Source organism: Arthrobacter sp. NPDC089319 (genome assembly GCF_040684925.1).
Lineage (GTDB): Bacteria > Actinomycetota > Actinomycetes > Actinomycetales > Micrococcaceae > Crystallibacter.
Genome location: NZ_JBFBGZ010000004.1, coordinates 257998 through 270221, shown reverse-complemented (window position 1 = coordinate 270221; position 12224 = coordinate 257998). Strand labels below are relative to the sequence as shown.

Genomic DNA, 12224 nt, shown 5'->3' with positions numbered 1-12224 from the left:
CAGGTCAGTGCATGGTGAAGCGGTTCGCCACCGCGTCGGCGGCCCCGGGGATGTGGGTCAGCGCGCCGAACACACGGTTGCGGGCGGCGAGCACTGCCGGCGGCAGCGGCCGGCCCAACGCCATGTTCAGGTGAGCCTGCCAGGTGGCGGTGGCCGCGGCCCGCCGCCGGTCCGCCTCGAACTGCCGTAGCGCCGCCGCCGTCGGCTCGCCCCTCAGCGCCGCGGCCATGATCGGCGCCAAAGCCGCCGCGTCCAGCCAGCCCAGGTTCATGCCCTGCCCGCCGATCGGGCTGATCTGGTGTGCCGCATCCCCGATCAGCGCCAGACGGCCTGCGACCAGGCGGCGCGGCATCCGGGAACTGACCGAGAAGGCACTCAGCATGGAACAGCTCTCCGGTGCCGGTCCGATACCGGTGCGCCGGGCGATCAGGGAAGCCAGGCCGGCGGGCGTGGGATGGCTGACCACGCCGGGCATCCGGGCCACCCAACGCCGGATGCCGCCGGGCAGCGGAAAGGACTCGACGATGCCGCCGGCCTCCAGATAGAGCACGGCGGTGCTCCCGTCCGGGGTGGTGTCGGCGAAATCTCCCATCAGGTAGGCGTCCGGATAGGTCCGCGTACGCACCGCGACGCCGCGTTGCCGGCGCAGCGCCGAGTACGCGCCATCGGCAGCCACGACCAGCCGGGCGCGGACCGTGTCCGCAGCGGGACCGGCCGGAGGTTCGGCACTCGGGTCCGCTGCCCGTTCCGGCCCGCCGCCCGCGGGTGTTCCGGATCCCGGCTCCGCGCCCACGCGGCAGGACAGCGTGACGGAAGCCCCGCCGTCGTCCGCGGCGTGCACATGCACGCCGCGCCGCAGGGCACCCGGACGCAACGCTTCCAGCTGCTCCTCCAGCAGTTGTTCGGTGACCACCTGCGGCACGGCCAGCACATACTGATGCCGGCCGGGGACCGCCGCGAAGGAGAGCGCTGCGACCTCGCGGCCGCGGCTGCGCGCCGTGCCGCGACGGATACGGACTCCTGCCGCCAGCAGCGCGGGACCAACGCCGGCGTCGTCGAGCACGGCCAAGGCCGGCGGATGGATCCCGATGGCGCGGGAATGTCTGCTGCGCGCCCTCCGCTGCTCCAGCACCGTGACGTCCATTCCGCGCCGGGCCAGGAGGAGGGCCATCAACAGTCCCACCGGGCCGCCGCCCACCACGGCGACATCGTGCAGCGTGTCCTCGGCCGGAGGGACGCCGGCCCGGCGCTGCGGGGACTGTGGCTCAGTCATCGGCCCCTCGCACCAGCAGCTGCCGGAAACGTGAGTCCCGTACCACCTGCCAATCCGCCGGTACCGCAGCGCGCAGCTCGGCCGGCGTGTAGCTGCGGCGGATGGAGGTCAGGCCATCGCGGCGGATCAAGGATCGGTGGAAGAACGGCAGCGTCCCGGCCGCAAACAGCAGATATGCCGGCCGGCTGCGGATGATGTCGCTGTGCACCGCCAGGGAACGCGTCAGCCGGCGCGAATCCTCCAGCAGTCCGGCCAGCTCCGCGGCGGTGAGGTGGTGCAGCAGATGGTTGGACACCACCGCGTCGAAACGACGCCCTTCGGCGACCAGTTCCGAGCTGAAGGCCTGTCGGAACTCCAGTCCCGGCAGAAGCGGCCGCGAGCTGGCGAAGTCGTGCGCGCGGGCGTCGGGATCGATAGCAGTGATGCGCAAGCCCAGGCCGTCGCGGGCCGCCCAGCGTGCGAGCATCCGCGGCACGTCGCCGCCGCCGGAACCAATATCCAGCAAGGTGGGATGCTCGATGGCGGCCAGGCGCGGCCGGAGCAGCCGCCGGTAGATGCCGTGCCAGCCCGAGACCGCCCGGTTGATCAGCGGAAACTGCGCATAGGTCCGCCCGAGCATGGCTGGATCGCAGTCCGGTTTGTCCATTTCCTCCACCGCGTCGATGGCGCGGGCGGCGAGGAACGTTGACCTGCTGGACGCCGGCGAGCTGGGGACCACGTCGGTCCGCTCCGGCTAGACCGCTGCTGCTGCGGCGGCGTGTTCGGCCTGCAGCATCACGGCCGGGACGGTCTTGGTAAACAGGCCGGTCTCCACCGTCAGCCCCGGGCCGAAGGCCATGGAGCAGATCCTTTCCTCGGCGGCGCCCGGCGGTTGCTCCAGGATGTGCTTGAGCACGAACATCACCGTGGCGCTGGACATGTTCCCGTAGCGCCGCAGCGTTTCGCGGGCCGGCACCAACTGTTCCTCGGTCAGTGCGAGCTTGGCCTCCACCTTGTCCAGGATGCTCCGACCGCCCGGGTGGATCGCCCAGTGCTCGATGTCGCGGTAGGGTTTGGCCGCCAACCCCGGTTCACGGGCCAACAACGGCTCCAGCGCGCCGACGATATGTTCGTCGATGATGTGCGGAACATACGTTCCCAAGACCATCTCGAAGCCTTCGTCGCCAATGTTCCAAGCCATGGATTCTTCGCCCACCGGCGTCAGGGTGGTTTCAAAGTGGTCCAGCCGGATGGCGGGGCCGGTCTCCTCCAGATCGCGGGCGGTGATGACGGCGGCCGCTGCACCGTCCGCGAACAGCGACGAGCCGACGATGGTGTCCGGGTCGTTGGACGTGCGCACGTGCAGCGTGCATAGCTCCGCCGTCACCACCATGACGACGGCCATCGGATCCGCGTCGCAGAACGATTTGGCCGCGCGGAGCGCGGGGAAGGCCGCGTAGCAGCCCATAAAGCCCAGGTGAAAGCGCTGCACGCCCGGGTTGAGTCCGAGCGCCCGGACCACCTTGTAGTCCGGGCCGGGATTAAAGAAGCCGGTGCAGGAGACGGTGATGAGGTGCGTGATGTCTGCCGGGCCGATCCCGTCGCAGGCGGCCAGCGCCTTGCCGGCGGCCTCAATGAACAGCGGGGTGGCCTTGGCCGCGAAAAAGTCGTTGCGCACCTTGGTGCTGGGGGAGAGCAGCTGCCGCGTCCCGGCGTCGAAGAACACCGGGTTCTCGGCCCGTTTGGCCGTGGTGAGCTCGTCGACGGCGGCGTGCCGGGTGTCAATGCCTGACTGGTCGAACGAGGTGGTCACCAGCCGCTGGCCCAGGCGCGTCAAGCCGGGCTGCGTGGCAAACACATCACGCGCCTCGGACTGGATCAGGACCGTCTCCGGAACAGCGGTTTCCAAGGACCTCAGCGTGACCGTCATAGTCCATTCTTAGGGCAGGCGGCCCGGGAAAACAATGGACCGGCCACCCGGATACCCGCGCTGAACCGCATCACCGGCGCGCACGTCTTACCGGATGAGGGCCCTGCCCGGAGCCTAAGGAGCGGAATCCGATGGACTACGAAGTCAATGCGCTGCCGCTGCACGTGCTCCTGGTCCACGCCACGGTGGTGTTCATCCCACTCAGTGCGCTGTGCATTGTGCTCAGTCTCCTCTGGCCGGCGGCGCGGCGCCGGTTGGGGATCGCCACCCCGCTGATTGCGCTGCTGGCATTGGTCCTGGTGCCGCTTTCCCAGCAGGCCGGGCACTGGTTGTTCCTGCGGATCGAGCAGACGCCGCTGGCCATGGAACACATGCGCCTGGGCGACATGATGCTGCCCTGGGTGATCGGCCTGTTCGTTGTGGCGCTGGGCCTGTGGCTCTGGTTCCGCTATGGCACGACGGCGGCAGCCGCCTGGCGGCGCAGGCTCGGCGCCGGGTACCGGATCCTCGCGGCGGTCCTGGTCGTCGTCGTGCTGGCCGTTTGCGCCGGCGCCACGGTGGCGGTGGTGCTGACCGGTGAATCCGGATCGAGGGCGGTCTGGGAGGGGCGCTTTTCCGAGCCGCCGCCGCTGCCCTAGCCCGGCCCCGGTACTACCGGCGGAGACGCTGGTAGGAGGACGCGAAGTGGATCAGCGGATCGGCGCTCTCCGCGCCGGGAGCGTCGCGGCCCATGGCGAGCACCTCGCCGACGATCAGTAAATGGGTGGCCGCCGGATGCATTGCGGTGGTCTTCAGCTCGAACCATGCCGGAGCCCCGCCGATCACGGCAGCGCCGGTGGCCGGGCCGCGCCGGTACGGAACCTGGTTGAGCAAACCTTCCACCGGGTTGCCGGGGCTTGCCAGCCAGTTCGCGGTGCCCTGGTGATGGGCCGCCAGCAGGCTCAGCGCCCAGGTCCCGGAGCTCGCCACCGCGTCGCAGATCCGGGACTCCTCATAGAGGCTGACCAGCATGGTGGGCGGGTCATAGGAGACGGAGAGATAGCCGCTGACTGTGGCCGCATAGTCCCGGTTCCGCCACCGGGTGGAGACCACCGCGACGCCCGCGGCGATGTCCGCGCTCAGGCTGCGGTACAAGTCGATGTCCCGCTGGTCCGGCGCGTCCGGCGTAAGCTGATGGCCCGCCAGTTCTCCGTCCAGTTCCATGCCGCCATCTTTGCACGCGGTACCCCCGGAAGCGTTTGCGCCTGCAGGGAACGGCGCCGCGCGGCGGCCACCGCTCGCTCGACAGCACCGACGGTGCAGGAAAGAATCTTCAGATGAGTGAGGCGGCTGAGTTCATCGACTTCACCCTGCAGCGGGAGGCCAGCGAGGAACGGGCCCGGGCAGCGAAGGGATCGGCCGACGGTTTGCGCTACTACGGCGCGTCCATCGGTGCGGTGCGGGGCACAGTCCGCGACGCCGGCCGGAAGTTCCGGCCGCTCTCGCATGATCAGGTCACGTCACTCAGTTCCGAGTTGTGGAAGCGACCGGTCTTCGAATTGCGCCTGGCTGCCGTGGTCCTGCTGCAGTCGCACCAGCGTCTCTTGCGGAACTCCGACCTGACACGGATCGAAGGTTTTCTGCGGGACGCGCGCACGGCGGCGCTGGTGGATCCGCTGGCGGTCGACGTGGTGGGCCCGTTGATCCACGGTCTGACGGACGGCTCCCGTGCCCGGGCTGAGTCAATCCTTGATCGCTGGGCACGGGAGCCGGACCCCTGGCTGCGCCGGGCTGCCATCCTCGCCCCGCTGCGGGCGGTGCGCTCCGCTGGCATGGGCGCGGACGCGGTGCTGCGCCGGACACGTGCTGCCGCGGAGCAGGATGACAATGACCTTGTCCGGGAGGCGCTCGCCCTGCTGTGCGCCGAATGGGCCAAAGACCATCCCGGGCGAATTCCATCCCGCTAGCCGCTCCACATACCGCGTGCTGCGAGTTCCCACTGAGGGACGGTCGGAGGACACAAAAAAGCCCCGGAATTCCGGGGCTTTCTTTGTGCGCAGGAAGGGACTCGAACCCTCACCCTCAATAAGAGGACTAGCACCTCAAGCTAGCGCGTCTACCATTCCGCCACCCGCGCAGGTGGAGTTTTCGAGCGATGATCAGGAGCCCTCGGGCGCACTGAATCCGTCGAAAGCAGCGAGAAAAACTCTAACATGTTTTGCCGGAACTGTTGAATCGCGACGCCGTGTGTCCGTTGGTGCGGGCAGCGCGCCGGCTCTGCGTTGATGCTGCGGAGGCGCAACTCGGGCGCTGCTGCTGGCCCTGGCGCCGCTGCTGGATAGGCTGGGGACCTACATCGACTTCGAGGGAGCCTTCATGACCGCACCGAACCCGCACGATGAAGTGGTCCGGATCTGCCAGGAACTGATCCGGATCGACACCTCCAACTATGGCGGCAATGAAGGCCCGGGGGAGCGGCAGGCAGCCGAGTACACGGCGGGCCTGCTGGAAGAGGCCGGGCTGGCCACCGAAGTCTTCGAGTCCGCGCCGCGACGGGCTTCCGTGGTGTCGCGGATGGCCGGTTCGGACCCGTCGGCACCGGCGCTGGTGGTGCACGGCCACCTTGATGTGGTGCCGGCGCAGGCCGAAGACTGGCAGGTGGACCCGTTCAGCGGGGAGGAGCGGGACGGGCTGATCTGGGGCCGGGGGGCCGTGGACATGAAGGACATGGACGCGATGATTCTCTCGGTTGCGCGGCATATGTCCCGCAACGGCATCCAGCCCCGCCGGGACATCATCTTCGCGTTCTTCGCCGATGAAGAGGCCGGCGGGACCTACGGGGCACGCTGGGCGGTGGAGAACCGGCCGGAGCTTTTCGACGGCGCCACCGAGGCGATCTCGGAAGTGGGCGGCTTTTCGGCCACCATTGGCGGCCGGCGGGCCTATCTGCTGCAGACCGCGGAGAAGGGGATCGCTTGGCTCCGCCTCGCCGTCGCAGGCCGCGCGGGCCACGGCTCGCAGATCAACACCGACAACGCGGTCACCACGCTGGCTGCCGCGGTGGCGAGGATCGGATCACATCAGTGGCCCATCGAGTTGACGGATACCACCCGGCAGTTCCTGGACGGCGTGACCGAACTGACCGGCGTCGAGTTTGATCCGGACAACCCGGAGATTCTGCTCAAGGAACTGGGGACCGTGGCCCGCTTCGTCGGCGCCACGCTGCAGAACACCTCGAATCCCACCGTGCTCAAGGCCGGGTACAAGGAGAACGTGATTCCCGGCCTTGCCGAGGCGCGGATCGACGCCAGGACGCTGCCTGGCCAGGAGGAGTTGGTGCTGGCCACCATCCGCGAGCTGGCGGGGCCGGAGGTGGACGTGAGCTACGTGCACCAGGACAGGTCGCTTGAAGTACCGTTCGCCGGCAATCTGGTGGATGCCATGGTGGACTCGCTCAAGCACGAGGATCCGGACGCGGTGGTGCTTCCGTACACGCTCTCCGGCGGCACCGACAATAAGTCGCTGGCCAGGCTGGGCATCACCGGCTACGGCTTTGCCCCGCTGCGGCTGCCGGAAGAGCTGGACTTCACCGGCATGTTCCACGGGGTGGACGAACGGGTGCCGGTGGAATCGCTGAAGTTCGGCACCCGGGTGCTGCAGCGGCTGCTCACCACCTACTGATCTCTACCCGAACTACTCTGTACACGCACGACGAAAGGACCACAGGCATGCCTGCCAGTGTTGAAGAGCTGCTCCCGGACGCCCTGCTGGAAACCATCCGCGGACGGGCCGCTGGCTACGACGAGGCGAACAGCTTTTTCCACGAGGACTTCGCCGATCTGGCCGAGGCCGGCTACCTGAAAATGTTTGTGCCGGAAGCGGACGGAGGCCTTGGCTACTCGTTGGAGGAGGCGGTCAGGGCGCAGATGCGGCTGGCCGGCGCGGCTCCGGCCACGGCGTTGGCGGTCAACATGCACTTGGTCTGGACCGGCGTTGCCCGCGTGCTCCAGGCCCGCGGCGACAACTCGCTGGATTATGTGCTGGCCGAGGCCGGCCGCGGCGAAGTCTTCGGCTTCGGCGTGTCCGAGGCCGGCAATGACCAGGTCCTGTTCGACTCGCGCACGGTGGCGGCGCCCCGCGAGGACGGCGGCTACGAATTCACCGGGACGAAGGTCTTCACCAGCTTGTCTCCGGCCTGGACGCGGCTGGGCATCTTCGGCCGCGACGACTCCGGGGTGTCACCGCAGTTGGTGTGGGCTTTCATCGACCGCGACAAGCCGGGCTACCGGATCAAGGACGACTGGAACACACTGGGAATGCGCGCCAGCCAGTCCAACACCACCGTGCTGGAAGGCGCGGTTGCGGCGCCGGACCGGATCTTCCGGAAGCTGCCGGTGGGACCCAACCCGGATGCACTGATCTTCGGCATCTTCGCGTGCTTCGAGATCCTGCTTTCCTCCGTGTATGCGGGAATCGGCACGCGCGCCCTGGACCTGGCGGTGGAAGCCGTGCACCGCCGTCGTTCCTTGAAAACAGGCAAGAGCTACGCGCAGGATCCGGACATCCGCTGGCGGGTGGCCGATGCCGCACTCGCGATGGACGGGCTGTACCCGCAGCTGGCGTCCATTGCGCGCGACGTGGACACGCTGGCCGACCACGGAAAGTTATGGTTCGCCAAGCTGGCCGGCATCAAGATCCGGGCTACCGAAACCGCCAAGGACGTGGTGGAGAAGGCCGTCCGCGTCTCCGGCGGCGGGGGATACTTCCGCGGCCGGGAGCTTGAACGGCTGTACCGGGACGTTTTGGCCGGGCTCTACCACCCGTCGGACGACGAGTCGGCGCACAGCACCGTAGCTACGGCCTGGTTGGGGCCGCTGGACGACTGACCGGACGGCTCTTGCGGTGCGGGGCACCGCCTGGCGGGTTCAGGCGGTGCGTTCGACCCTGAGCACCCTGCGGCGCAACCAGTATTTGCGGCCGCCGCCCAGATACAGCCGGGTGCGCACCAGGTCCCATTTGCCATACTCGGCGTGGTCGGTCAGCACGCGGCGTGCCTCCCCGACTGATTCGCCCTTGCTGACAGTGAGGACCAGGTATTCGTACTGCCTGGCGTAGTCGCGTTCGCGGGTGACAGCGGCACCCAGAAATTGTTCTCTCATTGCCCTCCTGTTCTATTCACTTATTCTCCACATTGCGGCTAACGTCTACATCATGAGCATTGATCCGCGTGTCGCACTGGAGTCACTGGTTTCCGCGCTGCAGGAGCATCTAGCCGCCGCTTCGAGCCGCCGAGGTGAAGACGATCCTGCCGTGGAAGCAGCCTTCTCGTCCATTATGGAATCCTTTGAGACGTATGAGGACGCGCTCTACGATGCTTACGGCGAAGTGACGCCGCTGGTCATTTACGATGAGTCGGACGAGGACGACATGGACGACTCCGACGACGTGGCGGACCCGTTCGACGACGATCTGGAAATCGAAGAAAAGTAGGACCGGCGCGCCGTTATCAACGCGGCGGGGATCACCGCGCCGGCATCGATTCTGTGGGGATCAGGGCGCGGAAATTTCGTCCAGCACCTGGGCGATCTCGGCGGGCAAGGCATCCAGCGGAGCCTTGAGGATCTCGTCCAACTGCGCCGGCGTTCGCGGTCCCACCACGGCAGTGCCGACGGCGGGCCGCTGCAGCACCCAGCTCAGGGCCAGGTCCAGCGGCTGCACATCCAGGCCACGGGCCGCCGTGGCCAGCGCATCCACAATCCGGGCCGGCCGGCCGGACAGATACGGTTCCACGAAGCCGGCGTGCTGCTCGGAGGCTGCCCGTGAGTCGGCCGGTGTGCCGGTGCGGTATTTACCGGTCAGGACGCCGCGTCCCAGCGGCGACCACGCCATCACTCCCGGGCCCAGCGCGGTGGCGGCCGGAATCACCTCATGCTCCGGCCGGCGCTGCAGCAGCGAGTATTCGTTCTGCACCCCAACCAGCGGAACCGGGCTGACCGAGACCGCCCGGGCCAGCTGCCAGCCGGAATAGTTGGATACGCCCACGTAGCGCGTCCGGCCGGAGGAAACGGCGTGCTCGAGCGCGGACAGGGTTTCTTCCAGCGGAGCCGAGTCATCGTCCCAGAGGTGGACCAGCCACAGATCCAGATAGTCGGTGCCCAGCCGCGCCAGGCTGGCGTCGAGGCTGCGCAGCATGGCGCCGCGGGACGTGTCCACCTCGCGCCGGCCCTCGCTGCGGGTCACGCCGGCCTTGGAGACCACCAGCACTTCCTGCCGGGGGACCAGCTCGCCAAGGAACGCGCCGAGCATGGCCTCGCTGCGGCCCTCGGCGTACGGCGCGGCGGTGTCCAGCAGGGTGCCGCCGGCGTCGAGATAGGCGCGCAGCATGGCGCCGGCCCCCTCCTCGTCCGTCTCCTCGCCCCAGGTCATCGTTCCCAGCGACAGCTGCGGGACCTTCAGCCCGCTGTTACCCAAGCGCTTGTGCTCCATACAGCCAGCTTATGGCCTGCGGTGCCGTGCCCTTGGCAGCGGCCCGCCGACGCCGCGCTCCCGATCCTCCCTGCCCGGGCAGGGACACCGTCCTCATACCCCGGGTGGAACTTCGCCCGGGCGACTGTGTCTGGTTCCGTTTCCGGGGCCCGCGTGCCATAGGGTCTAGTGTGTGAATTGGCTAGAAGCAATCCTCTTGGGCCTGGTGCAGGGCCTGACCGAGTTCCTCCCGATCTCCTCCAGCGCACACCTGCGCATTGTGGGCGAGTTCCTGCCCGGCGCCGCCGATCCCGGGGCTGCTTTCACCGCCATCACCCAACTTGGCACCGAGACCGCCGTCGTAGTCTATTTCTGGCGCGACATCGTCAACATCGTCAAGGCCTGGTTCGGCTCGCTGACCGGCAAGGTGCCGCGCAACGATCCGGACGCCCGGATGGGCTGGCTGGTCATCATCGGTTCGATCCCCATCGGCGTGCTCGGACTGCTGTTCCAGGATCAGATCGAATCCACTTTCCGGAGCCTGTGGATCGTGGCCACCATGTTGATTGTCTTCGGCCTGTTCCTGGCCGTCGCGGACACCATTGGCAGCCATACCCGCACACTGGACAAACTCACCTACAAGCACGGCATTCTGTACGGCTTGGCCCAGGCGCTGGCGCTGATGCCGGGCGTTTCGCGGTCCGGCGGCACCATCACCGCCGGCCTGTTGATGGGCTACACGCGCGGGGCGGCGGCCCGCTATTCATTCTTGCTGGCCATTCCGGCGGTCTTCGCCTCCGGCCTGTACCAGTTGGCCAAGAGCTTCGATGAACCCGGCCCCTACGGCCTGGGCGAGACCGCGCTGGCCACGGCCGTGGCCTTTGGCGTGGGTTTCGTGATCATCGGCTGGTTCCTGAAGTACGTGTCCACCCGCAGCTACCGCCTGTTTGTCTGGTACCGGATCGGCCTGGGCACCCTGTTATTCGTGCTGCTGGGCTTCGGGATCATCAACGCCTGACAGAGCGGGAATTTATCCGGCTCCTGCGTCCTTAAACGTTAGGAGCTTTAATGTACGACGGCGGGACCGCGCCCCTGCGGCCGGTCCACCTCATTGGAAGGAAACTCAAGAGTGCTTGGTTGGAATGCCCATGCCGTACCCGAAATTCCGGGCGGCAAAGACGAACTGACCATCCACGACACCTCCGTGGGGTCGCTGGTAGCGCTTGAACCCTCCGCCACCGGAAGCCTCTACGTCTGCGGCATCACTCCGTACGACGCCACCCACATGGGCCACGCCGCCACGTACGTAGCATTCGACCTGCTCAACCGCTACTGGCGCGATGCCGGCCGCACGGTGAACTACGTGCAGAACGTGACCGACATCGACGATCCGCTGCTGGAACGTGCCAACGCCACCGGTGTGGATTGGCAGATCCTGGCGAAGGATCAGACGGAGCTGTTCCGCACGGACATGGAAGAGCTCAACGTGATCCCGCCCGAGCAGTATGTGGGTGCGGTGGAATCCATCGAATGGATTGTTCCGGCGGTGGAGGACCTGCTGGCCCGCGGCCTGGCCTACCGGGTACCCGGCACCGACGGCGAACCCGACGGCGACGTCTACTTCGACTCCGTTGCTGCCGCCGGACCGGGCTGGCACAACGGCGCCACCTCCCGGCTGACCGAAGAGGAGATGCTGCCGCTCTTTGGCGAGCGCGGCGGAGACCCGGAACGCCCGGGCAAGAAGCACCCGCTGGACGCGCTGTTGTGGCGCGTGGCCCGCGACGGCGAACCCGAGTGGCCGGGTGCCTCCCTCGGCGACGGCCGGCCCGGCTGGCATATCGAATGTTCGGTGATTGCCCGCAAGTTCCTGCCGGAAACCTTCGATGTCCAGGCCGGCGGCTCCGACCTGAGCTTCCCGCATCACGAAATGAGCGCCGGCCACGCCTACGCCCTCGCCGGCAAGCCGCTGGCCAAGCACTTCGTGCACGCCGGCATGGTGGGCCTCGACGGCGAAAAGATGAGCAAGTCCAAGGGCAACCTGGTGCTGGTTTCGGCGCTGCGCGAGGACGGCGTGGAGCCAGCTGCCATCCGCACCGTGCTGTTGGGCCAGCATTACCGCAGCGACTGGTTCTGGACCGAGGAACTCCTCCAGAAGGCGCAGGCGCGGCTGGCTGCCTGGCGCGGTGCCGCACCCTTTGTGCAGGCGGACCAGGTTCCGGAGCTCGCGCAGCAGGTGCGGCGTGCGTTGTCCAACGACCTCAATGCCCCCGCCGCACTGGCCGAAATCGACGGCTTCGCCGAGCACTCCCGCGAGCAGGCCAACGGCCAAACGCAGGACGGCGCCGAACAGTTCGCCGCCCTGCTCGACGCGCTCCTGGGAATCCGGCTCTAAACGCGAGGCCTGCGCCGCAACAGCACGCCGCTAGCCGGTTGTTGGGGCGGGCCCTGTCGCGTCGACTTCGTCGCCACGCCGGGACCCTGCCCGCCCCGCACTCCTCGCTCGGCGAGGCTTGACTGTTCCGGCCTCGCCTGTTTCCTCCGGCTTTTGAATTCAGAAACCGGGCTGCGCTATGCGACTGATTCCAAGCGCGGGAACTG

At 67.8% G+C, this 12224-nt stretch carries 13 protein-coding genes and 1 tRNA gene; 7 read left to right on the top strand and 7 right to left on the bottom strand.

Translation table 11 applies throughout. The features are described 5' to 3' along the window. Nucleotides 1-4: 4 nt before the first annotated feature. The 3 genes from AB0N75_RS08100 to AB0N75_RS08090 all read right to left on the bottom strand — a co-directional run bounded on the left by AB0N75_RS08100 (nt 5) and on the right by AB0N75_RS08090 (nt 3182). On the bottom strand, nt 5-1273 hold the full coding sequence (locus tag AB0N75_RS08100; RefSeq protein WP_364647676.1) for an NAD(P)/FAD-dependent oxidoreductase: 1269 nt from the start codon (nt 1271-1273) through the stop codon (nt 5-7). Further along, a complete protein-coding gene (locus tag AB0N75_RS08095) occupies nt 1266-1892 on the bottom strand; it encodes a methyltransferase domain-containing protein (protein WP_364647675.1) in 627 nt (208 codons plus the stop codon). The genes AB0N75_RS08100 and AB0N75_RS08095 overlap by 8 nt, the downstream gene beginning before the upstream one ends. 114 nt (nt 1893-2006) lie before the next feature. Next, nucleotides 2007-3182 carry a type III polyketide synthase gene (locus AB0N75_RS08090; RefSeq protein WP_364647672.1) on the bottom strand — a complete coding sequence of 392 codons (1176 nt, stop codon included), beginning with the start codon at nt 3180-3182 and terminating at the stop codon, nt 2007-2009. A 131-nt stretch (nt 3183-3313) separates the two neighbouring features. On the opposite strand from AB0N75_RS08090, the gene AB0N75_RS08085 reads away from it, so the two are divergent. Further along, nucleotides 3314-3820 (top strand): hypothetical protein, encoded by a 507-nt coding sequence (locus tag AB0N75_RS08085; protein ID WP_364647669.1) that lies wholly within the window; start codon nt 3314-3316, stop codon nt 3818-3820. Between the two features lie 13 nt (nt 3821-3833). Here the strand turns inward: AB0N75_RS08085 and AB0N75_RS08080 are convergent, their stop codons facing one another. Next, complete coding sequence (locus tag AB0N75_RS08080; RefSeq protein ID WP_364647666.1) at nt 3834-4385, bottom strand: flavin reductase family protein; 552 nt, start codon at nt 4383-4385, stop codon at nt 3834-3836. Nucleotides 4386-4498: 113 nt separating this feature from the next. On the opposite strand from AB0N75_RS08080, the gene AB0N75_RS08075 reads away from it, so the two are divergent. Further along, nucleotides 4499-5128 (top strand): DNA alkylation repair protein, encoded by a 630-nt coding sequence (locus AB0N75_RS08075; protein ID WP_364647663.1) that lies wholly within the window; start codon nt 4499-4501, stop codon nt 5126-5128. 86 nt (nt 5129-5214) lie between these two features. Here the strand turns inward: AB0N75_RS08075 and AB0N75_RS08070 are convergent. Then, nucleotides 5215-5298: transfer RNA gene (locus tag AB0N75_RS08070), tRNA-Leu, on the bottom strand. Nucleotides 5299-5537: 239 nt separating this feature from the next. On the opposite strand from AB0N75_RS08070, the gene AB0N75_RS08065 reads away from it, so the two are divergent. Together AB0N75_RS08065 and AB0N75_RS08060 are read left to right on the top strand one after the other, a co-directional pair. Continuing rightward, complete coding sequence (locus AB0N75_RS08065; RefSeq protein WP_364647660.1) at nt 5538-6842, top strand: M20/M25/M40 family metallo-hydrolase; 1305 nt, start codon at nt 5538-5540, stop codon at nt 6840-6842. A gap of 47 nt (nt 6843-6889) precedes the next feature. Beyond that, nucleotides 6890-8047, top strand: a complete 1158-nt coding sequence (locus AB0N75_RS08060) for an acyl-CoA dehydrogenase family protein (protein WP_364647658.1) — start codon at nt 6890-6892, stop codon at nt 8045-8047. A 39-nt stretch (nt 8048-8086) separates the two neighbouring features. On the opposite strand, the gene AB0N75_RS08055 is transcribed toward AB0N75_RS08060, so the two are convergent. Next, on the bottom strand, nt 8087-8320 hold the full coding sequence (locus tag AB0N75_RS08055; protein ID WP_127512560.1) for a DUF5703 family protein: 234 nt from the start codon (nt 8318-8320) through the stop codon (nt 8087-8089). Nucleotides 8321-8372: 52 nt separating this feature from the next. On the opposite strand from AB0N75_RS08055, the gene AB0N75_RS08050 reads away from it, so the two are divergent. Next, on the top strand, nt 8373-8651 hold the full coding sequence (locus AB0N75_RS08050; RefSeq protein WP_364647654.1) for a hypothetical protein: 279 nt from the start codon (nt 8373-8375) through the stop codon (nt 8649-8651). Between the two features lie 60 nt (nt 8652-8711). On the opposite strand, the gene AB0N75_RS08045 is transcribed toward AB0N75_RS08050, so the two are convergent. Next, nucleotides 8712-9647, bottom strand: coding sequence for an aldo/keto reductase (locus tag AB0N75_RS08045; protein WP_364647651.1), 936 nt, complete (start codon nt 9645-9647; stop codon nt 8712-8714). Between the two features lie 172 nt (nt 9648-9819). Here AB0N75_RS08045 and AB0N75_RS08040 point away from each other — a divergent pair, with 172 nt between their 5' ends. Then, entirely contained in the window at nt 9820-10644 is an 825-nt protein-coding gene (locus AB0N75_RS08040; RefSeq protein ID WP_364647648.1) for an undecaprenyl-diphosphate phosphatase, read from the top strand. Nucleotides 10645-10755: 111 nt separating this feature from the next. Beyond that, nucleotides 10756-12018 (top strand): cysteine--1-D-myo-inosityl 2-amino-2-deoxy-alpha-D-glucopyranoside ligase, encoded by a 1263-nt coding sequence (mshC, locus tag AB0N75_RS08035; RefSeq protein ID WP_364647645.1) that lies wholly within the window; start codon nt 10756-10758, stop codon nt 12016-12018. Nucleotides 12019-12224 lie beyond the last annotated feature (206 nt).